This is a genomic window from Mycetocola sp. Y791, from assembly GCF_059445325.1.
In genome coordinates this window covers 146,781-171,781 of sequence record NZ_JCAIUC010000002.1, presented here as the reverse complement: position 1 = coordinate 171,781, position 25,001 = coordinate 146,781, and the positions used below count along the sequence as shown (strand labels likewise).

28 protein-coding genes and 1 tRNA gene are annotated in these 25,001 nt (G+C 63.7%); 13 read left to right on the top strand and 16 right to left on the bottom strand.

Annotation, left to right across the window (positions count from 1 at the left end; all coding sequences use genetic code 11):
* Positions 1-89 precede the first annotated feature (89 nt).
* Entirely contained in the window at positions 90-542 is a 453-nt protein-coding gene (locus AC1C2N_RS05690) for an NUDIX hydrolase (protein WP_495433214.1), read from the top strand.
* Here AC1C2N_RS05690 and AC1C2N_RS05685 read toward each other — a convergent pair.
* Together AC1C2N_RS05685 and AC1C2N_RS05680 are read right to left on the bottom strand one after the other, a co-directional pair.
* Positions 539-970: a pyridoxamine 5'-phosphate oxidase family protein gene (locus AC1C2N_RS05685; RefSeq protein WP_483406536.1), complete on the bottom strand. Its 432-nt coding sequence runs from the start codon at positions 968-970 to the stop codon at positions 539-541. The two genes, AC1C2N_RS05690 and AC1C2N_RS05685, sit on opposite strands and share 4 nt — an antisense overlap.
* A 118-nt stretch (positions 971-1,088) precedes the next feature.
* Positions 1,089-1,619 (bottom strand): DNA helicase, encoded by a 531-nt coding sequence (locus AC1C2N_RS05680; protein ID WP_483406537.1) that lies wholly within the window; start codon positions 1,617-1,619, stop codon positions 1,089-1,091.
* A 104-nt stretch (positions 1,620-1,723) separates the two neighbouring features.
* On the opposite strand from AC1C2N_RS05680, the gene AC1C2N_RS05675 reads away from it, so the two are divergent.
* The 9 genes from AC1C2N_RS05675 to AC1C2N_RS05635 all read left to right on the top strand — a co-directional run bounded on the left by AC1C2N_RS05675 (position 1,724) and on the right by AC1C2N_RS05635 (position 7,194).
* A complete protein-coding gene (locus AC1C2N_RS05675; RefSeq protein WP_483406538.1) occupies positions 1,724-2,266 on the top strand; it encodes a peptidylprolyl isomerase in 543 nt (180 codons plus the stop codon).
* 24 nt (positions 2,267-2,290) lie between these two features.
* Positions 2,291-3,139: a rhomboid family intramembrane serine protease gene (locus tag AC1C2N_RS05670; RefSeq protein ID WP_495433212.1), complete on the top strand. Its 849-nt coding sequence runs from the start codon at positions 2,291-2,293 to the stop codon at positions 3,137-3,139.
* 45 nt (positions 3,140-3,184) lie between these two features.
* Entirely contained in the window at positions 3,185-3,430 is a 246-nt protein-coding gene (locus AC1C2N_RS05665; protein ID WP_108389788.1) for a cell division protein CrgA, read from the top strand.
* Positions 3,431-3,660: 230 nt separating this feature from the next.
* Positions 3,661-4,467, top strand: a complete 807-nt coding sequence (locus AC1C2N_RS05660; RefSeq protein WP_483406540.1) for a class E sortase — start codon at positions 3,661-3,663, stop codon at positions 4,465-4,467.
* A gap of 2 nt (positions 4,468-4,469) precedes the next feature.
* Positions 4,470-4,628: a hypothetical protein gene (locus AC1C2N_RS05655; RefSeq protein ID WP_483406541.1), complete on the top strand. Its 159-nt coding sequence runs from the start codon at positions 4,470-4,472 to the stop codon at positions 4,626-4,628.
* Between the two features lie 7 nt (positions 4,629-4,635).
* Entirely contained in the window at positions 4,636-5,283 is a 648-nt protein-coding gene (locus tag AC1C2N_RS05650) for an anthranilate synthase component II (protein ID WP_483406542.1), read from the top strand.
* Between the two features lie 194 nt (positions 5,284-5,477).
* Positions 5,478-6,113, top strand: a complete 636-nt coding sequence (locus tag AC1C2N_RS05645) for a hypothetical protein (protein ID WP_495433210.1) — start codon at positions 5,478-5,480, stop codon at positions 6,111-6,113.
* Positions 6,110-6,523, top strand: a complete 414-nt coding sequence (locus AC1C2N_RS05640; protein WP_483406544.1) for a phage holin family protein — start codon at positions 6,110-6,112, stop codon at positions 6,521-6,523. The genes AC1C2N_RS05645 and AC1C2N_RS05640 overlap by 4 nt, the downstream gene beginning before the upstream one ends.
* Entirely contained in the window at positions 6,520-7,194 is a 675-nt protein-coding gene (locus tag AC1C2N_RS05635; protein ID WP_495433209.1) for a DUF3618 domain-containing protein, read from the top strand. Before AC1C2N_RS05640 ends, AC1C2N_RS05635 begins: the two co-directional genes overlap by 4 nt.
* A 93-nt stretch (positions 7,195-7,287) precedes the next feature.
* On the opposite strand, the gene pknB is transcribed toward AC1C2N_RS05635, so the two are convergent.
* The 7 genes from pknB to AC1C2N_RS05600 are packed head-to-tail and all read right to left on the bottom strand — an operon-like array spanning position 7,288 to position 16,198.
* The gene (gene pknB / locus AC1C2N_RS05630) at positions 7,288-8,982 is read right to left on the bottom strand and encodes a Stk1 family PASTA domain-containing Ser/Thr kinase (RefSeq protein WP_495433208.1); all 1,695 of its coding nucleotides are present in this window, start codon (positions 8,980-8,982) and stop codon (positions 7,288-7,290) included.
* A gap of 59 nt (positions 8,983-9,041) precedes the next feature.
* Positions 9,042-10,775: a protein kinase domain-containing protein gene (locus AC1C2N_RS05625; RefSeq protein WP_495433207.1), complete on the bottom strand. Its 1,734-nt coding sequence runs from the start codon at positions 10,773-10,775 to the stop codon at positions 9,042-9,044.
* Positions 10,772-12,226 carry a peptidoglycan D,D-transpeptidase FtsI family protein gene (locus tag AC1C2N_RS05620; RefSeq protein WP_495433206.1) on the bottom strand — a complete coding sequence of 485 codons (1,455 nt, stop codon included), beginning with the start codon at positions 12,224-12,226 and terminating at the stop codon, positions 10,772-10,774. The genes AC1C2N_RS05625 and AC1C2N_RS05620 overlap by 4 nt, the downstream gene beginning before the upstream one ends.
* On the bottom strand, positions 12,223-13,644 hold the full coding sequence (locus tag AC1C2N_RS05615; RefSeq protein ID WP_483406549.1) for an FtsW/RodA/SpoVE family cell cycle protein: 1,422 nt from the start codon (positions 13,642-13,644) through the stop codon (positions 12,223-12,225). Before AC1C2N_RS05615 ends, AC1C2N_RS05620 begins: the two co-directional genes overlap by 4 nt.
* Entirely contained in the window at positions 13,644-14,903 is a 1,260-nt protein-coding gene (locus AC1C2N_RS05610) for a Stp1/IreP family PP2C-type Ser/Thr phosphatase (RefSeq protein WP_483406550.1), read from the bottom strand. The genes AC1C2N_RS05615 and AC1C2N_RS05610 overlap by 1 nt, the downstream gene beginning before the upstream one ends.
* A gap of 3 nt (positions 14,904-14,906) precedes the next feature.
* Positions 14,907-15,455: an FHA domain-containing protein FhaB/FipA gene (locus AC1C2N_RS05605; RefSeq protein WP_495433205.1), complete on the bottom strand. Its 549-nt coding sequence runs from the start codon at positions 15,453-15,455 to the stop codon at positions 14,907-14,909.
* The gene (locus AC1C2N_RS05600) at positions 15,452-16,198 is read right to left on the bottom strand and encodes an FHA domain-containing protein (protein WP_483406552.1); all 747 of its coding nucleotides are present in this window, start codon (positions 16,196-16,198) and stop codon (positions 15,452-15,454) included. Before AC1C2N_RS05600 ends, AC1C2N_RS05605 begins: the two co-directional genes overlap by 4 nt.
* Positions 16,199-16,403: 205 nt before the next feature.
* On the opposite strand from AC1C2N_RS05600, the gene AC1C2N_RS05595 reads away from it, so the two are divergent.
* A tRNA-Leu gene (locus tag AC1C2N_RS05595) sits at positions 16,404-16,487 on the top strand.
* Positions 16,488-16,548: 61 nt separating this feature from the next.
* Here AC1C2N_RS05595 and AC1C2N_RS05590 read toward each other — a convergent pair.
* The 6 genes from AC1C2N_RS05590 to AC1C2N_RS05565 form a co-directional block, all read right to left on the bottom strand.
* Complete coding sequence (locus AC1C2N_RS05590) at positions 16,549-17,394, bottom strand: ABC transporter permease (protein ID WP_483406553.1); 846 nt, start codon at positions 17,392-17,394, stop codon at positions 16,549-16,551.
* A complete protein-coding gene (locus AC1C2N_RS05585; RefSeq protein WP_483406554.1) occupies positions 17,391-18,377 on the bottom strand; it encodes an ATP-binding cassette domain-containing protein in 987 nt (328 codons plus the stop codon). The genes AC1C2N_RS05590 and AC1C2N_RS05585 overlap by 4 nt, the downstream gene beginning before the upstream one ends.
* Before the next feature lie 29 nt (positions 18,378-18,406).
* The gene (locus AC1C2N_RS05580; RefSeq protein WP_483406555.1) at positions 18,407-19,252 is read right to left on the bottom strand and encodes a DUF4097 family beta strand repeat-containing protein; all 846 of its coding nucleotides are present in this window, start codon (positions 19,250-19,252) and stop codon (positions 18,407-18,409) included.
* A 78-nt stretch (positions 19,253-19,330) separates the two neighbouring features.
* Positions 19,331-19,819, bottom strand: a complete 489-nt coding sequence (locus AC1C2N_RS05575) for a histidine kinase (protein WP_483406556.1) — start codon at positions 19,817-19,819, stop codon at positions 19,331-19,333.
* A gap of 129 nt (positions 19,820-19,948) precedes the next feature.
* A complete protein-coding gene (gene uidA / locus AC1C2N_RS05570; protein ID WP_483406557.1) occupies positions 19,949-21,733 on the bottom strand; it encodes a beta-glucuronidase in 1,785 nt (594 codons plus the stop codon).
* Positions 21,734-21,851: 118 nt separating this feature from the next.
* Positions 21,852-23,228 carry an MFS transporter gene (locus AC1C2N_RS05565; RefSeq protein ID WP_495433204.1) on the bottom strand — a complete coding sequence of 459 codons (1,377 nt, stop codon included), beginning with the start codon at positions 23,226-23,228 and terminating at the stop codon, positions 21,852-21,854.
* Between the two features lie 374 nt (positions 23,229-23,602).
* On the opposite strand from AC1C2N_RS05565, the gene AC1C2N_RS05560 reads away from it, so the two are divergent.
* Together AC1C2N_RS05560 and AC1C2N_RS05555 are read left to right on the top strand one after the other, a co-directional pair.
* Positions 23,603-24,178 carry a TetR/AcrR family transcriptional regulator gene (locus AC1C2N_RS05560; protein WP_483406559.1) on the top strand — a complete coding sequence of 192 codons (576 nt, stop codon included), beginning with the start codon at positions 23,603-23,605 and terminating at the stop codon, positions 24,176-24,178.
* Positions 24,179-24,258: 80 nt separating this feature from the next.
* Positions 24,259-24,621, top strand: coding sequence for a hypothetical protein (locus tag AC1C2N_RS05555; RefSeq protein ID WP_483406560.1), 363 nt, complete (start codon positions 24,259-24,261; stop codon positions 24,619-24,621).
* Between the two features lie 69 nt (positions 24,622-24,690).
* On the opposite strand, the gene AC1C2N_RS05550 is transcribed toward AC1C2N_RS05555, so the two are convergent.
* Entirely contained in the window at positions 24,691-24,996 is a 306-nt protein-coding gene (locus AC1C2N_RS05550) for a metal-sensitive transcriptional regulator (RefSeq protein WP_483406561.1), read from the bottom strand.
* Positions 24,997-25,001 lie beyond the last annotated feature (5 nt).

The window sequence follows — 25,001 nt, the reverse complement described above, 5'->3', positions numbered from 1 at the left end:
TTAACGTCCTGTGAGTTATTCACAATTAATTGTGAGTATTCGAAGATTGCGAACAGCTCCCCGAAAACCGCGCTGTGTAGATTGGGGCGATGGACATCCGGGTCGCCGCGTATGGCGTGATTATTCGAGACGGCGACATCCTGCTGGCGCACTGGAATGCGTCCGGGCGCAGTGGGTGGACGCTGCCTGGCGGGGGCATACATCCCGGCGAGGATCCTGCGGATGCCGCTGTGCGGGAAATTCGCGAAGAGACGGGGTACACCGCCGAACTTGATCGGCTACTCGGTGTGGACTCACTCCTCGTCCCGGCAGAGCAGCGTTCCGATCCAACGGCGGGGGTGCCCCTCCACGCGCTCAGGGTGGTGTACACGGCCCATGTGACCGGTGGAGAGCTCGCCTACGAGATCGGCGGTTCCACCGATCGGGCGGAATGGTTTCCGCTCGCCAGCCTCGGCGAGCTGGACACAGTCGGACTCGTGGCTGTTGCCCTCGAGTTGCTTCGACAGCCGCAGACCGGGGCCCAGGGGACCGGCCGGAGCTAGTCGGTCGGTTCGATCACTATCTCGTCGTCATCATCCTCGGTCGGTTCGAACCGGAGACCGCTGATGGACTCGGGAATGATCTGGACAACCGCTTCCCTCCTGCCGCGGATGAAGGGGTCACGAAGCTGAGGGGCAATCCTCGCGAGTTCTCCGGGCTCGTCATCGATTCTCCGGGCGCGGCCATGGATGATGACGCTCCAGGCCGATCCAGCCCCGATCTCATCGACTTCGAAGAGCACGGCGGCATTCACCGTGAGGGCGGCAAGCTTGTCGCCGGGGATGGTGCGGAAGTAAATCGAGCCGTCGATCACCGTGTGCGATACCGGGTGGATGCTGGCCACGCTCCCGACCGCTGTCACAATCCTGCCCACCAGCGCACCTGCCACCAACTGCATGGATTGGTCTTCGGTCAATTCCGTGGTCGGCATTCTGACTCCCTCAATGAACTCGGCGTGGCCGCCATTGTCACCCATGCGTTGGCAATGCGACAGGGGTTAACGCAACAATGGCCGGCCCCAGGGGGACCGGCCAGTGTTGACGAAGACGTTAGAGGTTGGGCAGAGCCGGCTCTTCGTCGGCGACCCAGAGTTCATCGTCCGCACGGAATGTCTGCCAGACGGCGTATGCGACACCCGCAGCGGCCAGAACGCCAACACCAACGGCGATGACGTTGCCGGCGCTCGTGGTCTTCTTCTTCGGAGCAGGCGCCGTGGCCTTCTGCAGCCGCTCCAGTGCGGAACGGACGCGAGTGTCCTTGGCGATGTCGCTGATCGACAGCACAGAACCAACGACCCCACCGATTGCCGGCAGGACAGCCTTGTCCAGGCCGTGCTTGGCGGTATCGACGATTCCGCGTGATGCCGCGTACCCGCGGTCGACGACGGGCTGAACGCGGTGTTCGTAGGTGTTCACCACGGTCGGCACTACCTGCTCACGACCGTATGCAGCCAGTTGCCTCGACGCTTCGCGGGCGACGTGGTTGGCGTGGTCAAGGATCTCCTGCTGTGAGCGCCACAGATCGTTGGCGTCCCCCTTGAGCCGCTTGAGTTCCTTCTTACGCTTGCGTGACAGGCTCACCGCTGACCTCCATTTATCTCGTTCGTACGCGACAGGACTCCATCTTGCCACCGAATGGCCTGAACGCCACCTGACAGGCTCAGTGGATGTGTAAGAATTGGGGCATGTCAAAGCACACCGCTGTCGCCACCCTTCACACCAACTACGGAGATATCAAGGTCAACCTCTTCGGTGACCACGCCCCCAAGACGGTTAAGAACTTCGTTGGCCTCGCGACCGGTGAGATTGACTGGACCGATGAAAAGACCGGTGAGTCCAGGAAGGGCACACCGCTCTACAACGGTGTGATCTTCCACCGCATCATCCCGGGATTCATGATCCAGGGCGGCGACCCGCTCGGCAACGGAACCGGTGGCCCCGGCTACAAGTTCGACGATGAGATCAACCCGGAACTCAACTTCAACGAGCCGTACATGCTCGCCATGGCAAACGCCGGAACCATCGGTGGCAAGGGCACGAACGGTTCGCAGTTCTTCATCACCGTTGGTGCAACCAGCTGGCTCCAGGGCAAGCACACCATCTTCGGTGCCGTCGAAGATGAGGCGAGCCGCAAGGTCGTCGACAAGCTTGCCGAGGTTCCGCGCGACGCTCGGGACCGTCCTCTCGACGACATCGTCATCGAGAGCGTCACGGTTACCGACGCCTAAGACCCGCACGACTCCGGTCGCTCGATGACCTCGAATTCTGCTCCGCCGGTGCGAGGCAACAACTATTGCTACCGGCATCCTGACCGCCAGAGCTTCGTGCTCTGCCAGCGGTGCGGGCGAACGGTGTGCGGCGAGTGTCAGACTCCCGGCGCCGTCGGGGTCATCTGCCCCGAGTGCATGAACGAGCAGCGTAAGAGCGCTCCGCGTACTCGAGGTCGCGCCGGGTTCGTCCGCAGGTCGAACGACAAGCCGGTGGTGACATACGCCATCCTCGCGGTGACGGCGCTCGTGTTCCTGCTCCAGCTGATCCCCGGCCTCGGAATCACCGAACGACTGCTGTACGCTGGCGTCTATTCATCTCCGCTCGCCTTTGAACCCTGGCGGATGCTGACGACGGCACTTGTGCACTCGCAGAACTTCATCCTCCATGTCGGTCTCAACATGTACTCGCTCTGGTTGTTCGGCCAGGCGCTCGAGCCTATGCTCGGACGGGCACGCTTCCTTACGCTGTACCTGATCTCGGCTTTCGCGGGATCTCTCGGAGTGCTGTTTCTCTCTGTGCCCAACCAAGCTGTCGTGGGCGCATCCGGTGCAATCTTCGGCCTGATGGGTGCGTTCCTCGTCATTCAGCGCAAGCTGGGCGGAAACATGAACGGTCTCCTGGTTCTCGTCGGGATCAACCTCGTCATCGGGTTCATCCCCGGAACCAACGTTGCCTGGCAGGCGCATGTCGGCGGACTCATCGGCGGCGCGCTGGTCGGACTGATCTTTGCCTCAACCCGTGGCCCGCGACAGAAGGGGCTTCAGATTGCCCTCATTGTCGCCCTTTCTGTGGTTCTGGTTGCACTCAGCCTCGTCCGTTTCGTGATCTGACCGGCGGCTCTGCAGCGTCGTACCTTTACGGGTAGAATCATGCCTATGGCACGCGAGAAGACGAAGAGCACCCAAACGCCCACGAGCGCGCAGCGATCCGGCGAGCAGGCCCCGAACCCGGTCTGGTTCAAGCCGGTGATGTTCGGCTTCATGCTGGTCGGCCTCATCTGGATCATCGTGTTCTACGTCAGCCAGGGCGCCCTGCCGATCGCAGCCCTCGAGTCCTGGAACATCGTCGTCGGTTTCGGAATCGCCTTCATCGGCTTCCTGATGACGACGCGCTGGCGCTAACCAGCTTCTCTTCACTGTCACCCGACACCCGGCGTTGTGCCGTGGTCTCGGGTGACTGTGCGTTTAACGTCGATTCCGCCAAAAATCCCGGGTCAAAAGTTATTAACACCCTTATTAACACTGTGGACAATTACACCGGTGTAATTATCCCCAGCCTGTGGATAACTGTGTGGACAACCCGTGGAAAGCGCGAAGGTGAGCTGTCATCTCCTGCGGATAGAATTGCCCGCATGCCTTCGACCGAGCCAGCACTGCCCGACACCGCGGCTGGCCGCCGGTTGCGTGCGCGAGCGAAACCGACGCGAACCCGATCGCGGATCAGTATCGTCGGCGTGATCGGAGAACTCCTGATCACAGGCGGAGTTTTGGTCATGCTCTTCCTCGTCTGGCAGTTGTGGCTGAACGATGCCATCGAGCGCGCCGCGCAGGACAGCGAGGCGGCTGAGCTGAGCAGGCAGTGGGCGTCGAGCATGCCGACAACAGTGCCGAGTCCGCCCGCGAGTAATCCACAACCTGTGGATTACGGAGAGCCGGTCATCCTTCCGCAGCCCGGAGACGCCGAAACATTCGCCATCATGCATGTTCCGCGCTTCGGGCCTGACTATGCGGCAAAGATCGCCGGCGGAGTCTCCAAGTCACGGACTCTCGACCCACTGGGAATTGGGCATTACCCCGATACGCAGATGCCGGGAGAAGTAGGGAACTTTGCCGTTGCCGGTCACCGAAACACCCACGGCAAGCCACTGAACGCGATCGGATCGCTCCGGGTCGGTGACGCGATAGTCATCCAGGTTCAGGACGGCTGGTACACCTACCGGTATCGCACCACGGAGTACGTGAAGCCATCGGGCGTCGGGGTCCTCGACCCGGTGCCTCAGTCCGACGGTGTTGTCGCAACCGATTCGATCATCACGCTGACAAGTTGCAATCCCGTGTTCTCCCAGGCCGAGCGCATCATCGCCTACGGAGTGTTCGAATCCTGGACTCCCCTGTCAGCGGGCCCGCCCGCTGCACTCACCGAATCCCTGGAGGGCTGAACATGTATGCCGCGCTCTGGCGCGCACTCCCCGGACCGGTGTGGGTGCGACTTCTCATCGTGATCATTCTGATCGCTGTAGTTTTGTATGTGTTGGCGACCTGGGTCTTCCCCTGGGTGCAGAGCATCGTCGACACGCAGGAAGTAACCGTTGAAGAGTAGGAGTGACGTGACGCGCGTACTGGTGATCGACAATTACGACAGCTTTGTCTACACGCTGAACGGGTATCTCCTCCAGCTCGGCGCCGAAACTGACGTGATCCGCAACGATAAGTTCCGGCCGGAGGATGCCGCTCGGCGTATCGCTGAGTATGACGGCGTTCTGGTGTCACCGGGCCCTGGCACTCCCGCGGATGCGGGGGTGTCCATCCCGGTGGTGAAAGCTGCACTCCGCGCCGGCACGCCCTTGCTCGGCGTCTGCCTCGGCCACCAGGCGATCGCTGAAGCCTTCGGCGCCACGGTGACGAACGCCGACGAGCTCATGCACGGCAAAACGTCGCTGATTGAGCACGACGACAGCAGCTTCTACTCTGGCGTGCCGCAACCGTTCACTGCCACGCGCTACCACTCGCTCGCGGTCGTCAACGGCACAGTGCCGGACGAGCTCGTCGTCACCAGCCAGACCGAGGGTGGTGTGATTATGGGGCTCAGGCACGTCGATGCTCCGATTTACGGCGTTCAATTCCACCCGGAAAGCGTGCTCACCGAGGGCGGGTATCTGATGCTCGGGAACTGGCTCGCCACGGCGGGCCTGGCGGAGGCTGCTGAGACAGCAAAGGGTCTGACGCCCCTCGTTCCGACGGAGTCCGCGGCCTGATCCCGGGCGTTAAGTTCCCCGGGATTTCGCGGTTTTTGGTCGCGCGATACTCCCCTGTCCGCGGGGTGTCAACCCCGGCCCTTAACCTTGCCGTTCGGCGGCGCTGCAGTCAGGATTCTTGTCACACGACTCGAGACCCTAACGCCGCTTTTCACTCTGAACCGCGGCTCGGTCTCCTCCTAGGAGGAAGAATCATGACACAAACCTCAACCGGTACTGAAGACGCATCCACGACCGACCGGGTTCGCGAGGCCGGAGGCCACGTTGCTTCGACCGCCGCCGACGAGGCGTCGAACGTCAAGCAGGAGGTCGGCACCCAGGCAAAGAACCTCCTCGGTGAGGTCCGCACTCAGCTGACCTCACAGGCCAGCACTCAGCAGGAGCGTGCCGCTGGCGGCATCCGGACGATGAGCGAGCAGCTCCGTTCGATGGCCGACTCGTCGGAGACCAGCGGCGTTGCAACGAGCCTCGTTTCACAGGCGGCTTCCCGCGCGGAAGGCGTTGCCGGATGGCTCGAGAGCCGCGACCCCGCTGGAATTGTCGACGACGTGAAGAGCTTCGCTCGCCGACGCCCAGGAGTATTCATTGCAATTGCCGCTGGCGCGGGAATCGTCGTTGGTCGGCTTGCCAAGTCGCTCGCCGCCGGAAACGACGACTCGACCTCCACAACGGGTTCAGCATCCACAGTGACGCCGCAGGCATCGACGCAGACGTTTGACGCTGCGCCGCCCGCGACCGACCTGGGCTACGTGGCACCGCCCGCATACAGCGACACTCCGACGTACGCCGACACCGCAAACGAATACGGCGATACCGGTGACGTCCGATGAGCGAACCATACGTGCCGGATCCCGACGGGAAGACTGAGTCCCTCGGCCAGTTGCTTGGTGAGGTGTCGAAGGACATCTCGACTCTCTTCCGCCAGGAAGTTGAACTCGCGAAGGCGGAACTCTCCGACTCAGCCAAGAAGGCTGGAAAGGGCGCCGGAATGTTCGGCGGCGCAGGCGTCGCCGGCTTCCTGACCCTGATGTTCCTGTCCATTGCGCTGTGGTGGGGCCTCGGCTACCTGATGGGCAACGTCTGGTCGGCTCTGATTGTCGCGGCAATCTGGGGAATCGTTGCGGCGGTCCTCGCGATGCGCGGCAAGAAGGAAGTCGAAGAAATCCAGGGTGCGCCCAAGACCGCAGAAACACTGAAAAAAGTGCCAGATGCATTCAAGACAAGTGAGGACCAGAGATGACCAACGATCCCGAAGCAATCCGTCAGGACATTGAGGAAACACGCCGAGAGCTCGGCAACGACGTCGACGCCCTCGCTGACAAGGTCAGCCCATCGAGCATTGCCCAGCGTCAGACCGATAAGGTCAAAGGCTTCGGCCGCCGCGTCAAGGACAATGTCATGGGTGTTGCTGACAGCGCCAGCTCACACTTCAGCGACGCGGCTTCACAGGTCGGTGGCGCAGCCTCCAGCGCAGGCAACATGCCGTCCGCCGCAGTGAACAAGGCAAAGGGCAACCCTCTTGCCGTTGGTGTCATTGCCTTCGGTGCCGGGCTGCTCATCGCTTCGCTGATTCCGGCGTCGAGCGCGGAGAAGCAGCTTGCCCAGACCGCCAAGGACAAGGCCGGGCCGCTCGTTGATGACCTCAAGGAGACCGCAAAGGGCGTCGCCGAGGACCTCAAGGAACCCGCAATGGATGCTGCCCAGTCGGTCAAGGGAGCGGCCACAGACGCTGTTTCCAACGTCAAGGGCGATGCGCAGTCGCAGACCGACGACATCCGTGGCGGTTCTGACGACTCGTCAACCGACGCACAGTCGGACACGGCCACGTACTCCACTGAGGGTTACGTGTCGCCGGACGGTGGCGGAGTGCCCCCGACGACCGACTACTCGCGCGATGACACGCTGCGGTAGATCCGTCTAACAACGAAGCGGTGGCTGGGACTTACGGTCCCAGCCACCGCTTTCGTTTGTCGTGGCATCCGTTCACACGGCTGGCGACGACAGCTATCCGGTGCAGTAGGTGAGCTCGATGGTCGACTGCTGGGGTACATCGCCTGGGGCGAGTGACTGGCTCGTGACCGGGTTGCCGGGCTCCGCAGGACAGGTGGAGTCAGGCTGAGGTTCCACGGTAAGGCCGACCGCCGGATCCTCCATCAGATCGGTTGCAACACTCAGGCTCTGTCCCCGAACGTCCTGAATGGTCACCATGCCGCTCGATACGATCAGGTTCACTGTCGAGCCGGGGGCGACCTGGGTGCCCGAGGCAGGGTCGGTGCTGATGACGGTGCCCGCCGATAAGTCAGGGGAGTTTTCACGGCTGATGGCACCCGTGGTGAGGCCGGCGGCAACCAGGTCTGCCTCGGCCTGCTCGGTTGTCTTATTGGTGACTTCCGGCACCCCGATCGTGGGAGCACCGGTCGAAACAACAACGCGGACGACGGTTTTCGGCGGAACCCGGCTGTCTGTCCCCGGATCCGTTCGGATGACGGTTCCCGCTTCGACCTCGGAGTTCAGTTCGTTGACGACGCTCGCGACGAGGTCGAGTTCGGTGAGCGTGTTGACCGCGCTCTGCTCGCTGACGCCGACGAGGTCGGGCACAGTACGGGATGCCGCTGGCGGCGGTTCGACGCTGCTCAACGTCATTACCCAGATCATGACCGCCGCGAGGACCACGACGATGGACGCGATTCCGGCCCAGATCCACACGACGGGCGGACGGCGCTGGGTGCGGGTTACAGAGTCATCGCTCGTGAGCTGGCGGAGCGCCTGCTCCGTGCTCGAGGGGACGTGGGGTGACTGTCCGAAGAGCGCAGTTGCAACGTCCTCATTGTCTCGCTGGGTGGGGATCTTGCCCCGGCCGGCGAGCTCGACGTCATCACGGAACTCGGCAGCCGTCTGGTACCGCTCGAAACGATCCTTCTTCAGCGCCCGCATGACGACGTAGTCGAGCGCGGGTGAGACCTTCGGGTTGACGCTGGACGGCTTGACCGGGGTCTCGCTTACGTGCTGGTACGCAACCGCAACCGCGGTGTCTCCCCGGAACGGCGCGCGCCCCGTGAGCATTTCAAAGAGCACGACGCCGGTTGAGTACAGGTCGGTGCGAGCGTCGACAGTTTCGCCCTTCGCCTGCTCTGGCGAGAAGTACGAGGCGGTGCCGAGGATCGCCGTGGTCTGCGCGACGGTGGAGGAGGAGTCGCTGACGGCCCTGGCGATTCCGAAGTCCATCACCTTGACCTTGCCCTCTGGCGTGATCATGATGTTGCCCGGTTTGATGTCGCGGTGGACGACACCTGCCCGGTGGGAGTATTCGAGAGCTGTGAGGATGCCCTCAGCGATCGCTACCGCGCGCGTGGAGTCGAGGGGCCCGTCGGCGATCACGGTCTTGAGCGTCTCGCCCTGGACGTACTCCATGACGATGAACGGCTCGCGCGTGATGCGGCCGTCATGTCTCACGGTTTCTTCACCGGCGTCGAACACCCGGACGATCGTCGGGTGGGCCATGCGTGACGCGGCCTGGGCTTCCTGTCGGAAGCGGGTTCTGAACGCGGGATCAGTGGCGAGATCGGCCTTGAGTATCTTGATCGCGACGGTACGTCCGAGCTTGGTGTCGGTGCCGCGATAAACGTTGGCCATTCCACCGCGGCCGATAAGGTCACCGACGAGATAGCGCCCCGCAAGCAGGCGTTGTTCGTCAGCCACTCATTAGCTCCTTCAGCAATCGCAAGTCAGTCGGGTACATCCTAGCCGTTGGCCGATGTTCAACCGCCGGGAGTGTTCTCGCCCTCAGTTGGCTCCTGAATCGTCGCGGTCGCCGTCGGAGACTGGCCGGTCTCCTGCTGCCCGCAGTGTGCGCTGTAGCTCACGCTGAACGTACCGGGCGCGGAGCCGACGGTCACTCGCGCTGTGTTCGACGAAACCTCGCCTCCGGCGGCCTGGGACGTGCCACCCGCCACCGTGATGCGGTAGCCGAGAAGCGACGAACCAGCCGGGCACCGGGTGAACGCGGCCCAGTTGACCGTGACCTCTGCTCCCGCCGTGAGCGCTGTGCAGCTTGTATCGACGCAGGCGGCACCGGACAGCGTCGGCGTTGCGGTCGGCGTCGGGATCTCCGCCATCGGGCTGTACACGGTGACCTTGACGACGCGGCCCTTTTCGAGGTTGCCTTCGGGGTTGATCGCGTAGACAGTGCCGACTTCGTCCTGCGAGCTCGCGGCATTGCCGTCAACGCGCTCGGACGCCAGTCCGAGCGACCTGAGCTTCGTCGCGGCCTGGTCATAGGTCAGGCCGATGAAGTCTGACTGGCTCACGGCGATGAGGCTTTGCGTGGGTTCCGGCGTCGGCGTTTCCTCGGGCGGTTCCGTGGTCTCAACCGGTGCGCTCGTCGTCGTCTCAACCGGCGGCGGTGTCTCCTCCTGGTTGACCAGGGCGATGACCGTTCCGGTGAGGACAACGGCGAGAATCGCGATCAGGGCGATGAGCGGCCAGGTCCACGGGCTGCGCTTCTTCTTCTTTTCCGAGGTGGGCACCTCGGCCGTTGTGGTGGGGAGGTCGGTCGCGCCGGCCGCCGCCGTTCCGAGAAGAGCGGTTTCGGCATCCGAACCAAGGAGCATCGTCGCTGCTGTCGGCGTCGAGTCCCCTGCGATGGCAGGAACCGCGACGGTCGCAGCTGACACGTTGCCCTGGCGCAGAGCCTGCGCCGCGCGAGCCACGTGCGCAGCGGATGCCGGACGGTCTGCCGGGTTCTTGGCGATCATCGACAGCACGAAATTGCGAACCGGTTCCGAGACGGTCACGGGGAGTGGTGGTGGTGTCTCGTTGATCTGCGCCATGGCGATCGCCACCTGCGACTCACCGGTGAACGGACGCTTTCCGGCGAGGCACTCGTAGGCGACGATGCCGAGCGAGTAGATGTCGGTTGTCGGCGACGCGGCGTGGCCTGACGCCTGTTCCGGCGACAGGTACTGGACGGTGCCCATCACCTGTCCGGTAGCGGTCAGCGGTACCTGATCGGCGATGCGCGCGATGCCGAAGTCGGTGATCTTGACCCGACCATCCGGTGTGATCAGGAGGTTTCCCGGTTTGATGTCACGGTGAACGAGCCCGGCGGCGTGAGCGGCCTGAAGTGCCGCCGCTGTCTGCGCGACGATGTCGAGGACCTTGTCGGTCGACAACACGTGTTCCCGCTCGAGCATCGTCGAGAGCGCCTCGCCCGGAACGAGTTCCATCACCAGGAAGGCACTGCCGTCCTCCTCGCCGTAGTCAAAGACATTGGCGATGCCCTCGTGGTTCACGAGTGCTGCGTGGCGTGCCTCCGTGCGGAAACGCTCGAGGAAGTTGGGATCGCCGAGGTACTCATCCTTGAGGATCTTGATGGCGACGCTTCGGCCGATGACCAGGTCCGTGGCGTTCCACACTTCACCCATACCGCCGATGGCAATGCGGGATTCGAGCTCGTAGCGCCCCCCGAAGGTGACCCCTGCTGTGGGTCTCATTTGTTCAGCACCGCCTCTATGACTTTCTTGGCTATGGGAGCGGCCACGATGTTGCCGGAGCTGTGATGCCCCAGGTTGCCGTCATTCTCGACAACGACCGCGACTGCTACTTCCGGGTTTTCCGCTGGCGCGAAGCCGGTGAACCAGAGTGAATATGGTTCGCCTGTGCCGTTCTGCGCTGTTCCAGTCTTCCCAGCCACATCGACCCCCTCTATTCTTGCACCGTTGGATTGGCCCTCTGAGACGGCGCTGATCATCATGTCCGTCAGCTGGACGCAACTCTCCTCGTCGAGAGTTTCGCTCATGAGCTCAGGTTCGAAGCTTTGCAGAACTTCAAGGTTTCTCCCGGTAACCCGGTCAATCAGGTTCGGCGCCATCAGGTCGCCGTCATTCCCGATGGCAGCGGATGTCATCGCCATCTGCAGTGGGGTCGCCCGAACTTCGTACTGCCCAAATCCCGTCAAACCGGTCTGGGCATCGTCGAGGTTCGTGGGGTAGAAGCTCTTGCCAGATGGGAATGGCAGGAGGATTTCAGAGTTGAACCCGAACTTTTCGGCCTGCTCGCGAATCGCGTCGTCTCCGAGTTCGATGGCGAGTTCTGCCATCGGGACGTTGCAGCTCTGGCGGAGCGCTTCCTTGAGGGTGACCGTTTCGCCAGGTCCACACGCGGCGCGCGTCCAGTTGAAGACCTCGGACGTGCTGCCGGGCAGCTGGAAGCTCACCGGGTTGGGGAATGTGCTCTCCGGAGTGTACTTACCGCTCTCGAGCGCGGCTGCGGCAACGATGATCTTGAACGACGAGCCGGGAGGGTTCATGTCACCGCTCGTTGCACGGTTCGTGAGGGGCTTGAGCGGGTCGTCTTCCAGCGCGGCGTATGCCGCGACAACGGCCTTCGAGTCATGGCTCGCGAGGACGTTAGGGTCATACGTCGGCGAGGAGACCATGGCGAGGATGCGACCGGTCGCTGGTTCGATCGCGACAACGCCGCCCTGTCTGTCACCGAGCGCGTCGAACGCGGCCTGCTGGACGACGGGGTCGATGGTCACCTCGACGGCGGCGCCCTTGGGCGCCTGACCCGCCACGATCCTGTTAATGGTGTCGAGGAACTGCGTGTTCGATGTTCCCGAGAGGTAATCGTTCATGTACTGCTCGATGCCGGCTGACCCCTGGGTCGGGTTGTAATAGCCGGTCACCGGTGCATAAAGCTCACCCTGTGGGTACTCACGCTGGAACGCGTACTGATCACCGGTCGGCACCGACTGGGCGATGACGGTTCCTCCGGCGAGGATCGGTCCGCGTTCGGTGTCGTAGCTGTCGTAGAGGGCGCGCGTGTTCCTCGGGTCCAGGCGGAGCGCATCCGCCTGCACGACCTGGATGAAGGTTGTGGAGACAAAGAGTGCGGCGAACATCGCGAGCACCACGAAGCTCACTCGTTTGAGTTCTCGATTCATGCTGACACCTCCGATGCCGGTCCGGTTCGAACGCTGTCACTCACCCTGAGCAGCAGCGCGACGATGATCCAGTTCGCCACGAGTGACGAGCCACCCGCCGCGAGGAAGGGGGTGGTGAGGCCGGTGAGCGGGATGACGCGGGTGACGCCGCCGACCATGATGAACACCTGAAGGGCCACGGTGAACGCGAGGCCGATGGCGAGCAGCTTGCCGAAGTCGTCCTGGCCGGCGAATCCGATCCGGATGCCGCGTGACACGAACAGGAGGTAGAGGCCGAGGATCGCGAACAGTCCGGCGAGGCCGAGTTCTTCGCCGAGGCTCGCGATGATGTAGTCGCTCTGCGACAGCGGCGTGAGTTGTGGTCGGCCCTGGCCGAGTCCCGTACCGATGAGACCACCGTGGGCGAGACCGAAGATGCCCTGCACCAGCTGGTAGCTGCCGCCGGTGGCGTCGTAGACCTGCGGGCTGAAGGCATCCAGCCAGTTCTGGAATCGGCCCTGGACGTAGGTCAGCGTCTGCGACGCGAAGAAAGCGCCTCCACCGAACAGGCCGATGCCGATAAGGATCCAGCTGAGCCGGCCCGTGGAGATGTAGAGCATCACGGTGAACAGGCCGAAGTACAGGAGCGCGGTCCCCATGTCGTGCTGGAACACGATGATGAGCATCGACAGGGCCCAGACGACGAGAATCGGCCCGAGGTCGCGGAGGCGGGGGAATCGGATGCCGAGGATTTTCTTGCCCACCATCGAGAGGCTGTCGCGCGTGCGCACCAGATACCCGGCGAAGAAGATGGCAAGTGCGATCTTCGCGATCTCACCGGGCTGGAAGCTGCCGAAGCCGCCGAGGCTGATCCAGACCCTCGCACCGCTGACCTCGCGACCCAGACCCGGAACCAGGGGGAGGAGCAGGAGGACGAAGGCGAGAGCGCCGAACAGGTAGGTGTAACGGAACAGCACCCGGTAATTGCGGATCACAAGGGTGACCACGATGGCAGCGATGATCGCGACGGCCGACCAGGTGATCTGCCGCGTCGACGCAGCCTCCCACCCGGAGAGATTCTTGGCGAGGTCGATCCGGTAAATCATGGCGATGCCGAGGCCATTGAGCACGGTGACGATCGGCAGGAGAAGCGGGTCAGCCTTGGGTGCCACGTAGCGGAGGCAGATGTGCAGGCCGATGACAAGCACGGAGAGCCCCGCACCGAGGTAGAGGAGCTCGAGGTCGATCACTCCGGTTGCGCCAAGCTGCACGAGCAGGATCGCGACGGAGTTGATGACGCACGCGAAGAGCAGAAGGGCGAGCTCGCGGTTACGGAGTTTCTGGGGCAGGTGGAGCTTGCGCATGGTGCGCAACACACTGGTGTCCGGCCGCAGCGCGGAACCGTCTGCCGGTTTCGTCAGATTCGAGGCGTTTGCCATCAGCCACCGTCCTCGTCCTGGGACGTCGTCGTCCTCAGTCGCGACACGATCTCTTCCGCTTCCTCGAGCGACGCGGCGCTCAGGGTCTGTTCCACTTGCTGGCGGTCATACGTCGAGAGAAGGGACAGCGGGATCCCGGTGTCCTTGTGCTCGTGCGAGAGGCTGAACGGGCCGATGTCCTGCTGGATCCCCTGATAGATGACGACCGTGTTGTCGTCGGCGCCCACGAAGTAGCGCGACTGGGTCCACGCGTAACCGAGGAGGGCGGCGAGCACGATGGCAAGTCCGAGGGCAATGGTTCCGACGAGCCAGGTGAGGCGCCGCCGCCTGGCCCGGCGGGCGTCCTCCTCGATGAGCTCATCGAGGTAATCCTCCGACGCTGGTTCGAAGTGGCTCGATGCAAGGGGGTTGGCGCGTGCCGCGTGAAGCCGCAGCGATGGGAGCAGGCCGGCTCGCTTCGGCGCTTCGTTCTGGAAAGCGAGGGGCCGGGAAGCCGACCCGACGATGACCGGTGTCTGGGCGTTCGCGGATCGTTCGACGCCGACGTCGTAGATGACCACAGTGACGTTGTCTGGCGCCCCGCCATCGAGAGCCTTGCGGACCAGCTGTTCGCCGACCTGTCGCGCGGGCAGCTCCTGGGCGAGGGTCGCCTCGATCGCGTCCTTGTCCACGACGCCGGAGAGGCCATCGGAACAGAGCATCCAGCGGTCGCCAGGGTGGGTGCCCATGATCATCGTGTCGATTTCGGGGTTGGAGTCGACGTCGCCGAGCACCCGCATGAGCACGGAGCGGCGCGGATGCACCATGGCTTCTTCCTCGGTGATGCGCCCGGAATCCACGAGGCGCTGCACAAAGGTGTGGTCTGTGGTGATCTGGCTCAGTTCACCGTCACGGAGGAGGTAGATGCGGGAGTCACCGATGTGGGCAATTGCGATCTCGTCGCCGACAGCGGCAATGGCGTCGACAGTTGTGCCCATGCCGGCCAGTTCGGGGTGCTCGAACACGGCGTCGGCGAGCTCGTTGTTCGCCGAGATGATGGCCGACTGGAGTGCCGCTTCGGCGTCCTGCGCGCTGGTGTAATCGGCATCCGCTTCGATGATGCGTTGAAGCGCGATCGCGGATGCCACGTCACCGCCCGCGTGACCGCCCATGCCGTCGGCGACAACAAACAGGTGCTTCCCGGCGTAGCCGGAGTCCTGGTTGTTCGACCTGATCTTCCCGACGTGGGAGATGGCCGCGGAGTCGCCCGCTTTTGTCATCGTCTACCGCCGCAGTTCGAAACTGGTCGCGCCGACCTTGATCGGGGTGCCGAGTGTGATCTGCGTCGGTGCACTGATGCGCTTGCCGCCGAGGAATGTGCCGTTGGTTGAGTCCAGGTCCTGGATCATCCAGTCTTCATTCCACAGCAGGAGTTTGGCGTGGTGGGTTGAGGTGTAGTCGTCGCGGATCACGAGGCCGGAGTCCGGCGCACGACCGATGGTGAGCGGGTCGCGGCCGAGGGAGACTTCGAGACCCTCCTTGGGGCCGGCGGTGATGACCAGCCGACTGACGTTGTGGATTGTCGCTTTTTCGTTCTTGCGCGGCTGGGGAGGCAGCGAGGGTGGCGCCGCGGCCGCCCGTGGCGGAACAACGGGAGCCCGAGGAGCAGGGTTCTGCACGGGAGCGGGTGACGCGGCGGCGGCTGCCGCGGGCGTCTTGCGGGGGGTCTGCCCAAAGAGATCGGAGCGCAGTGCGTAGACGATGGCGAAGACGAACAGCCAAAGCAGCACAAGGAAGCCGATCCGAAGGACCAGCAGAGTGAGTTCACTCACCGCGCAGGCCCCCAAAATCCGTCGCCGGCGTCGTAAGCCCGCGTTGAATCTTCGGGTTCCATCGCTGAGTTTCGGGTCGTAGCCTGTGCCAACACTCGGAACACAATACGCGTTCGGCCGATCTGTACGACCGAGTCTGGTTCGAGCACGGCCTGGCTGAAGGCCTGACCGTTGAGGGTCGAACCGTTCGTCGAGCCGAGGTCACGGGCCTGCGCGCGCTCACCGTCCCAGAGGATTTCGACGTGTTTGCGGCTCGTCCCCGAATCATCGACGGTGATGTCGGCGTCGCTTCCGCGCCCAATGATTGTGCGGCTTTTCTCGATCGGGTACCGCTTGCCACCGATGTCGAGGACCGGTGTCCACGACACCTGGCCTTTGACGTTGACCGAGTCGACCTGGAGCATCCCGTCGCTGAGTGATGAATCGGCTGTCAAACGGATGCTGACACCACCGGCAAATTGATAGCCCTGGTTTTTCGCGTGCTTCTGGACGAGGCTCGTGAGTTCGTCGATGAGAGCCGGCCCGATTCCGGTCATCCGCTCGTAGTCGGATGGCGACATGCTCACGACGAACTGGTTGGGCGCGAGGATGCGCTCGCGGCTCACGACGGCAGCCTTGGTGTCGAGTTCCCGCTTGAGAGCGGACGTGATCTCGACCGGCTGAAGCCCCGAACGGAAGGTCTTGGCGAACGCACCGTTTACGGCGCGTTCGAGACCTTTCTCGAAGTTGTCCAGAATGCCCACAGGTCTCCCGATCGCGTGAAATAGCTATGCACATGTTAGTGGTCGGGGCTGAGAGTGGCACCGGAACGGGCGTCATGCCAGCATTCGCTGGCGCATTCGCGCCGATTACAGTACGGTTCGCTCGTCCTGGCCCTGGCCTCGAATGGAGTTCGAGCGCGTGCCATGCTAATCTCGCTGAGTTGACATGCGTGCATGTCGCAACACTGCGCGAGTGGCGGAATTGGCAGACGCGCTGGCTTCAGGTGCCAGTGCTCGAAAGGGCGTGGGGGTTCAAGTCCCCCCTCGCGCACAGTGAGTTTGATCGGCAAAAGGCCACCGGATCCCGGTGGCCTTTGTCGTTCCGGCCCGGGTCAGCGCACCGACTTCCGCTCGTAGATCGCCATCGACCAGACGTACCCGACGACCGCGATGACAACGCACCACCCGATCGCCAGTGCCGGGTTCCAGCCGAGCGGAGTGCCGAGCAGCAGGCCTCGCACCGTCTCAATGAACGGCGTGAACGGCTGGTACTCGGCAAACCACCGCAGCCCGGCCGGCATTGAGTCCGTCGGGACAAAGCCGCTTCCGAGCAGCGGCAGGATGGTCAGGATGAGTGGCAGGTTGCTCGCGGTCTCGACCGACTTCGCCTGCATCCCCATCGCAACCCCGAGCCAGCAGAGTGCATAGGAGATGAGGGCGATCAGGCCAGCGGCTGCCAGCCATTCGATTGGCCCCGCCGTCGGCCGGAACCCGATCAGCACGCCGACCCCGAGCACGAGCGCAACGGCAATGATCGCCTGGATGGTGTTGCCGAGCACATGCCCGGCGAGGACCGCCGCCCGCGAGATCGCCATGGTGCGGAAGCGCGCTGTGATTCCCTCGATCATGTCCATCGAGACGGTGATGGCGGCTCCCGTTATCGCTCCGCTGATCGTGATCAGCAGGATGCCCGGCATGACGTAGGCGGTGTATGCCTCGCGAGCCGTAGCGGGGTCAGCTCCGGGCAGGCCGGCTCCGAGCGTGCCGCCGAAGACGAACACGACGAGCAGCAGGGCAATGACCGGCCCGAGGATGGTGAACAGCGACAGGCCCGGGTAGCGAACCATGTGCAGCAGGTTGCGCCGCAGCATCGTCACCGAATCGGCGATGATGTGCGATTGGCGGCGGATGCCCGTGGCTGGGCCGGTGGCCGGGCGCGGTGCGGTGACTGTGGTCATGAGACTGTTCCTTTCGACGTGGCCCGGCTGGCCTGTTCCCTCTTCCCTGTCAGGGCAAAGAACACGTCATCGAGGTCGGGGGTAGTGATACTGAGGTCGTCGACGTCGACGTGAGCCGCATCGAGGCGGTCCAGGATGGTTCGCAGCGTTCGTATTCCGCCGGCACTTGGCACACTCAGCGCCAGGGCGGCATCATCGCGTTCCGCTCCCGCCAATATGCCGGAAGCGGCATCCAGTGCAGCGGCATCCGCGAATCGAAGCTGGACGCGTCCGCCGGGGACGAGGCGCTTGAGCTCCTCCGGGGTTCCATCGGCGACGATCCGGCCATCGTCGAGTACTGCGATTCTGTGTGCCAGCTCGTCGGCCTCATCGAGGTACTGGGTGGTGAGCAGTACTGTCGTGCCCTCCGCCACCAGCGCTCTGACAATGTCCCACATGGTGTGGCGACTCCGGGGGTCGAGGCCGGTCGTTGGCTCGTCGAGGAAGATCACGCTCGGGGTCGAGACCAGGGTCATGGCGAGGTCAAGCCGCCGCCGCATCCCTCCCGAGTAGGTGGCGAGAGGCTTGCGTGCCGCGTCGACCAGATCGAACTGCTCGAGCAGCTCGGCCACCCGGGCCTTCGAGCGTGTCGGGCCGAGGTGGCGGAGGCGGGCCATCAGCAGCAGGTTTTCCTCGCCGGTGAGCAGCCCATCGACGGCGGAGAACTGCCCGGTCAGGCCGATCGATGCACGGACGCCATCCTGCTGACGAAGGATGTCGAATCCGTTGACGGATGCCGAGCCGCCATCCGGACGGATGAGTGTCGACAGGATGTGTATCGCCGTTGTCTTGCCCGCCCCGTTGGGACCAAGGAGCGCGGTGACGGTACCCGCCTGGACGGAGAGGCTGACGTCGTCGAGGACGACCTTGTCGCCGTAGGACTTTCGGAGTCCGGTGACGTGGATAGCTGGCGTGTTTCCTGCGGTGTTCCCTGCGGTGCTCATTGGGGTGTTCCCTTCGAATCAGCCCGGCTTCATCGGGCGCGTTGAATGGTGATGTTGCCGAACTGGGTCCGCGCACGCACCGCGACGGTTTGTTCGGATGTGTCGGGTGCGGCGCCACCCTCGAGGTCGTTGCGCACGCGTCCGTCCCTGGATGACGCATCAAGCCAGGCGGGGATGCCGTCACGGACGCCGATGGAGATCTGGCCGAATCCGCTCTCGACCTGGATCGAGCCACTCGAGACCTCGCGCAATTCGATAGCGCCGTACGCAGTCTTCGCGGTCACCGACCCGAGTGCCCTCTCGATCTCGAGGTCACCGTACGAGAGCTTCGCCTCGAGTTCACCGCCGGATTCAGCGACCCTGATGTTGCCGTGGGACGACTTGAGCAACGCGTCGCCGGTCACGGTGCCGACGCGGATCTGGCCGTGATCCGCGGTGATCTCGGCACCGCCGTTCGCGGTTCCCACTGTTGTATTGCCGTGACCGGCGCGCAGCCACAGGTCGCCCGTCTGCTCCAGGTCAACGGCACCTGTCGATGCTTTGATCCGGGTGGCGCCGAGGCGGCCCCGTGAATTCAGGTTCCCGACCGAGATGTCGGCGGTGAGCCGTGACCCCGTCGGCAGTTCGACGGTCAGGTCGACAGACTCGGACGGCCCGATGAAGCTGAGTCTGGGCTTCGGACCGGTCACCGTCAGGCGTTGCCCGTCGAAATCGATCTTTGTCTCCTCGGCGCCCCGGCGGTCAACGGCCTTGGCGGGGTTGGTCGGTGACGCCGTCACGACGGTGTCTTCGCGGTCGCTCGCGACGACGGTGATTTCCCCGACCGGCAGCTTGATGGCGAGGTCTATGGGGTGTGGTGTGGTGAATCTGGGCATGCGTGCGCCTCCCTTTCTCTGGGCGTGCTTGACCGACCCCGTGGTGTCACGGGGCTCGTAATGTGGTGAGCCGGGCTTTTACCGCGCCCAGCCGGCGAAGTTGTCGCCGGTGCGCAGCGTTCGCTGTGCGTTTCGTCGTTGCTTGGGGGCGAGGGCGGCGGCAACCGCTCGGACCAGCCAGGTGTTGACCGACAGGCCGTCGGCGGCTGCCGCCTCGTCTACCCGCGCCTTGAGAGCGTCTGGCAGGCGAAGAGTGGTGCGTGAGGTGCTTGTGTCATCGAGATCGACCGCCGCGAGTGCGCGATCGTCGGTGTCGAGCTCCGGCGTGGGCTGCGTGACGACGAATTCAACGTCGCGCCCGCGCAGGCGCAAGTCAACCGATCCGGGGGCGAGATCGCGGGTGATTTCACCGACGGCGGCGGACAGCGCCTCGAGGAGCACGAGTCGCGTCGCGGAGTCCAGACCGGCTGCGAGCCGCTCGGCCACGGCGCGGGTGTCTTCCGCGCCGTTCGCGGCGGCATCCACCAGCTGGCGTTGGAGGTCAGTGACGTACGGCCCAAGTTCCATGACATCAGTGTGACACCACGATGGTGTCAGGTCAAGAGAAAAGTGGTGTCACCTCACACACCGCAAACACCACAGGAGATCACCGCGTGATTCGCGGGTGATCTCCTGTGGTGCGTCGGTGCTGTGGAGTTAGCCCCGTGGGTGGGTTTCGAGGTTGGTCCAGCGCGCGCGGAGGGCGTGTGCCGCTGCCTTCGGTTTACGGTCCCGAGTGAACACACCCTTCTTGTTGCCGTCCACGCGGATGATGCCAGCCGCGGTTTGGAAGTCAGCGAAGTTCCACACTTGCTCACCGACGAAAGACTCGATGCGGTCGAACACTCGGTGGTTCATCTCGAGGTAGGCGGCCTGGTATTCCTCGGTCCATGGCTGATCAAATACCGAGTGCAGTCCTGTCACGGTGTCGGCACCGTATTCGGTCATGATCATGGGCTTGCCGTACTTCTCTTCCCAGCCTCGCAACTCGCCCTCGAGGTGCTTCTCGGCCGAGGCGAGGTCGGCGTGGTCGATGTACCAGCCGTAATAGCGGTTGAGGCAGAGCACGTCGAAGAGGTCGGCGATGCGGTCCTGCTCGAAGGTGGCGAGCATCACGTTGACGAAGGTGATCGGGCGGGTCGGATCGAGCTCCCGGGTGAGCGTTGCGAGTGGCTCAAAGTACTCGCGGGCGCCATCAGAGCCGGAGTCAGGCTCGTTGGCGATCGACCACATCACGACGCTCGGGTGGTTCTTGTCGCGCGCGATGAGTTCGCGCAGTGCCTGGGCGTGTGCCTCCCGAGTCTCGTCGTTGACGGTATCTGGCCCGAAGGTGGGCACAACGGGGCCGCCCAGGAAGCCGCCGATCACGGAAAAATTCAGTCCGACGGCCGCGGTCTCGTCGATGACGACGATGCCGTGCCTGTCGGCGTATTCGAGAACCTCTTCGGCGTATGGGTAGTGCGACGTGCGGAACGAGTTCGCCCCGATCCACGTCATCAGCTCGAAGTCGTGCACGAGGTAGGCGTCGTCGTGGCCTTTGCCGCGGACCGCTGTGTCCTCGTGCTTGCCGAAGCCGGTGAAGTAGAACGGCTCACCGTTGATGAGGAACTGGTTGCCACGCACCTCGACCGTGCGAACGCCGATCGCGAGGGGATAGCTGTCGACGACCTCACCGTCCTGGAGCACCTCGGCGACGAAGTCATAGAGGTAGGCAGCGCCGGGTTGCCAGAGTTGGACGTTCGAGATGTGAACAGTGCCGGTCGCGCCGTCCGCCTCGCCAACGATGGTGCCGGAGGCATCCGTGATCCGCACGCGTACATCGGCGTCGGATGTCGTGACGACGTCGTAGGTGACGAGGCCGTCGGCGCCCTCAAGCCGAGTGTCGATTGTGACGTCGTCGACCCGGACCGCTGGGGCGCTGTACAACCACACCGAGCGGGCAAGGCCGGCGTAGTTGTAGAAGTCATGCAGGTAGGTTTGGCGTTTGCGGCCGTCGTCGCCGACCGTGACGTTGCCCGGCGGGATCGTGACGTTGGAGAGCATGTTGCTCACTCCGACGGTGAGGCGAAACTCGCCGCCGGGGGTCACCTGGTCGGTGATGTCGGCTTCGAACGGGGTGTAGCCGCCGATGTGCTCGACGACGAGGTCGTCGTTCACGTAGACCCGGCCCTCGTGCGTCGCTGCGTCGAAACGAACGAAGATGCGCTCGCCGGCCCAGCCCCGCGGCACGCGGACTGTGCGCTGGTACCAGACCCACCCGACGTGGTCGCGGATGTTTGCATCAACGAAAAGGTCGTTGTAGCTCGCGGGAACGGGAGCCTCGCGCGGCGTATCGAGTGTGGTCGACCACGGCGCGTCACCCGCTGTCGTGTCCAGGGCGAACCGCCACAGGCCGTCGAGGCGGACGAGTTCGCGAGTGGCGGTGGAGCGGGGCTTCAGCATGGGGGAAATCTCCTTGAGCGACATTGCTGGGCGAGCGGGACTGTGTCCCGTTGTGATCATCAAAGCAGAAGAGGACGGATGCTGGCAAGCGGTTGCCAGCATCCGTCCTCTTCCAGGGTCAGGCGCGGTCTGCTGCGGGTGCGAGCTCGGCCTCCTCACGGGCAGCCTGCCGAGCGGCGTCCTTCGGGTAAATGCGGTACATCAGGGTCCACAGCACCGCGTTGATCAGGTACGGCACCGAGATGAGCCAGAACATCAACGTCTCCAGCCCGAGCGCGTCGGCGAGGAAACCGAACGCGAGGCTGAACAGTGCAGCGAACAGGCCCTGGACGAAGGAGAAGATGAGCGCGTATGCGGTGGCAACGACCTTCTTCGACACGACCGAGCCCACGATGGGAAGCACGGCACCCGGGTGGCCGATCGAACTGACCAGGCCGGTGAGGAAGATCACGATGTAGATCGCGACACCCGTGCCCCAGTCGATCTGGAACAGCAGAGCGGTCGAGACTGCGAAGAGGACGAGGTATCCCTGCATCATCATGACCCGGCCTCGCGGGCCGAAGCGTCGTTCGAACCAGTCGCCGAGGAACCCACCGGCCAGGCCGCTGATGACAGCGCCGAGCATGTATACCGACATGAGGATCGCGGCGTCCGCCGTGCTCCAGCCGCGTTCGTCGACGAAGTAGGTGATGAAGAATGCGAACAGGACGAGGCTCGTGGTCAGGATAACCTGCACGGCCATGAAGAGGATCGTCTTCGTGCGCAGCAGGTCCCTCGCGGCGCGGAAGTTGAACTTCATGGCATCCGGATCGATCGCACCGACAGGGGTGTGCTTCAGCGGTTCGTGGACGAAGAGCAGAATGAAGACACCGGAGAGGACGCTGATTCCGCCCGTCACGAACATTCCGTAGCGCCAGCCGTCGTCGATGTTGGCAAACTGCCCGATGATCGGTGTTGCAATGACCGAGGCGAGGGTTGCGATCGTGCGCAGCATGCCGAACGCCTTGCCCCGCTCCCTGGATGAGTACATGTCGACGACGAGGCCGTTGACGATGGGCTCTGACGCCACCGTGCCCAGGACGCCGATCGTGTACAGGACGAAGAGTTGCGTGGAGTCCTGCGCGAAGCCGGCGGCGATCGTCCACAAGCCCCACAGTCCGGTCGCGATGAAGAGGATCTTCTTCCGGCCGTAGCGGTCGGCGAGGGAGGCCCAGATCGGGCCAAACAGCATCCGCGCGAACCGGCTGATCGCCGTGAGGATACCCAGCGCGCTGGTCTGCAGGCCCAGGGCGTCGCGGATGACGGGGAAGAGCGTGTTGACGAGTCCGCCCTCGAACCCGTCGACGATGCTGGCAAAGCCAAGAGCGAGCAGGCCGCGACCTCGTCCCTTGGGCTTCTTCGGGACCGGCATGGCGGCCGTATTCGTCCCGTGCGTGGCCTGGGCCTGCGTAGCGTCGAGGGGCTTGTCCACCGACTTGTCGAGAGGCGTGCTCACCGCAGCACCTCCGCGCCAGGGAACTGTAACTGCAAGGCACGCATCCGAACTCCTTTGTCTGAAGATGCAATCGATGGGCGTCCGTCATCGGTGACGGCACCGGGGTAGTGCTTGGCGACCATTCAACGCCGGGCTGGGCCTTTTGTCAACCGATTGCCAAAATATTCCTCCAGAGCCAGATTTACTGCGCCAGCATGCGAAACAAGCGGGTGCCAAATCACTGCTGCCGAGGCGCGTTATCGTGCGGACCGCACGTCGTACGGTGATGGGAGGTCGAAGCGCTGTGCTGTGACGGGGGAAACCGGTGCAGGCTGGGCGCGCAAGCTGCACGCGATGGAGTCCGGCCCGGGCGCGGGCACAGGGATAATGGCCCCATGCCCAAGATCACGGCCCCGACCGTTGCGGAACACCGCATTCTTCAGCGTCGTGCGCTCCTCGACGCCGCGGAGTCGATCATCGCTGACCAGGGGGTCGCCAGCGTTACCCCGCGATCGGTCGGAGAACGCGCCGGGTTGTCCCGCTCGAGTTTCTACGAGTACTTCCCCTCGAAAGACGACCTCCTCGCCGCGATTGCCATTCAGGCGTTCGAGGAGTGGGTCGCGGAGCTCGAGACCGCGACCGCAGCGGTGTCTCCCGGACCTGACCGCCTCCACGCCTATGTCGATGCGACGATGCGCATGACGGCGGACGGCAAGCACTCCCTGGCAACCGGACTTCGCGACGCCGATCTCTCACCGAAGAGCCGGGACGCCATCATTGCGATGCACGACATGCTGCTGGCGCCGCTCAGGACCCTGCTCGAGGAGATGCAGATTCCGGATGCCGCGACGGCGGCCATGCTCGTCCAGGGCATGATCAACTCGGGCGTTCAGCTGGTCGGCCACGGCGTCCCGGCCGAGGAGGTCACCACCTCCATCAACGCGATGCTCGATTCCGGTATTCACGCCTGACGACGGCATCCGTCACAGTTGGCTGAGGTCCGCGCTCGCCGGATTCGTGTTATCGACACACTGTCGATAACATCGGGACCATGGAGATTCTGAAGAACGTCATACTCGCATTCCACATCATCGGCATAGCCAGTCTGCTCGGTGGTGTCCTGGTGCAGATCTCTCAGATCAAGCTCGGAAAGACGCGTATCGTCCCCGCCATCATGCACGGTGCCTGGCTGCTCCTCATCACCGGTGTTCTCCTCGTCGGACTCCAGTACCCGCTCGGACACGAGGTCAACAACCTCAAAATCACCGTCAAGCTCGTCGTGCTCATCGCCATCTTCGTGATCGCTTTCATGAATAAGAAGCGCGATGTGCTCGCCAGCTGGGTCATCCCCGCACTCGGCGGCCTGGCCGTCGCCAACATCCTCATCGCAACGGTCTGGAAGCAGTACAACTAGGACTACACGCGAACGAAGCGCCGGTCGGGTCAACACCCGCCCGGCGCTTCGTGCATTCCCGGATGCCGGTCAGGCGAGCGTCAGAAAGAGCTTCTCCAGCTCATCGACCGTCATCGGGTCGCTCTTCTCGCCCGTGCCACTGACGCAATCCTTCATCGCCGATGACACGATGGTGAAGCCCGCACGGTCGAGAGCTTTTGAGACGGCGGCGAGCTGGATGACGACGTCACGGCACTCGGCCCCGGACTCGACGGCAGCGATGACCGATGACAGCTGTCCCTGCGCGCGCTTCAGCCGATTCAGTACCTTTTTCTGGTTGTCGTCGGGAGTTTCGGCGGCAGGTTCAGCGGGAACGGGTGCGGTGGGTGTCGACATGGGCG

Coding starts and splice junctions, on each gene's coding strand:
- AC1C2N_RS05690 (WP_495433214.1), top strand. CDS start 90: ATGGACATCCGGGTCGCCGCGTATGGCGTGATTATTCGAGACGGCGAC.
- AC1C2N_RS05685 (WP_483406536.1), bottom strand. CDS start 970: ATGCCGACCACGGAATTGACCGAAGACCAATCCATGCAGTTGGTGGCA.
- AC1C2N_RS05675 (WP_483406538.1), top strand. CDS start 1,724: ATGTCAAAGCACACCGCTGTCGCCACCCTTCACACCAACTACGGAGAT.
- AC1C2N_RS05670 (WP_495433212.1), top strand. CDS start 2,291: ATGACCTCGAATTCTGCTCCGCCGGTGCGAGGCAACAACTATTGCTAC.
- AC1C2N_RS05665 (WP_108389788.1), top strand. CDS start 3,185: ATGGCACGCGAGAAGACGAAGAGCACCCAAACGCCCACGAGCGCGCAG.
- AC1C2N_RS05660 (WP_483406540.1), top strand. CDS start 3,661: ATGCCTTCGACCGAGCCAGCACTGCCCGACACCGCGGCTGGCCGCCGG.
- AC1C2N_RS05655 (WP_483406541.1), top strand. CDS start 4,470: ATGTATGCCGCGCTCTGGCGCGCACTCCCCGGACCGGTGTGGGTGCGA.
- AC1C2N_RS05645 (WP_495433210.1), top strand. CDS start 5,478: ATGACACAAACCTCAACCGGTACTGAAGACGCATCCACGACCGACCGG.
- AC1C2N_RS05640 (WP_483406544.1), top strand. CDS start 6,110: ATGAGCGAACCATACGTGCCGGATCCCGACGGGAAGACTGAGTCCCTC.
- AC1C2N_RS05635 (WP_495433209.1), top strand. CDS start 6,520: ATGACCAACGATCCCGAAGCAATCCGTCAGGACATTGAGGAAACACGC.
- AC1C2N_RS05625 (WP_495433207.1), bottom strand. CDS start 10,775: ATGAGACCCACAGCAGGGGTCACCTTCGGGGGGCGCTACGAGCTCGAA.
- AC1C2N_RS05620 (WP_495433206.1), bottom strand. CDS start 12,226: ATGAATCGAGAACTCAAACGAGTGAGCTTCGTGGTGCTCGCGATGTTC.
- AC1C2N_RS05615 (WP_483406549.1), bottom strand. CDS start 13,644: ATGGCAAACGCCTCGAATCTGACGAAACCGGCAGACGGTTCCGCGCTG.
- AC1C2N_RS05610 (WP_483406550.1), bottom strand. CDS start 14,903: ATGACAAAAGCGGGCGACTCCGCGGCCATCTCCCACGTCGGGAAGATC.
- AC1C2N_RS05590 (WP_483406553.1), bottom strand. CDS start 17,394: ATGACCACAGTCACCGCACCGCGCCCGGCCACCGGCCCAGCCACGGGC.
- AC1C2N_RS05585 (WP_483406554.1), bottom strand. CDS start 18,377: ATGAGCACCGCAGGGAACACCGCAGGAAACACGCCAGCTATCCACGTC.
- AC1C2N_RS05580 (WP_483406555.1), bottom strand. CDS start 19,252: ATGCCCAGATTCACCACACCACACCCCATAGACCTCGCCATCAAGCTG.
- AC1C2N_RS05575 (WP_483406556.1), bottom strand. CDS start 19,819: ATGGAACTTGGGCCGTACGTCACTGACCTCCAACGCCAGCTGGTGGAT.
- uidA (WP_483406557.1), bottom strand. CDS start 21,733: ATGCTGAAGCCCCGCTCCACCGCCACTCGCGAACTCGTCCGCCTCGAC.
- AC1C2N_RS05560 (WP_483406559.1), top strand. CDS start 23,603: ATGCCCAAGATCACGGCCCCGACCGTTGCGGAACACCGCATTCTTCAG.
- AC1C2N_RS05555 (WP_483406560.1), top strand. CDS start 24,259: ATGGAGATTCTGAAGAACGTCATACTCGCATTCCACATCATCGGCATA.
- AC1C2N_RS05550 (WP_483406561.1), bottom strand. CDS start 24,996: ATGTCGACACCCACCGCACCCGTTCCCGCTGAACCTGCCGCCGAAACT.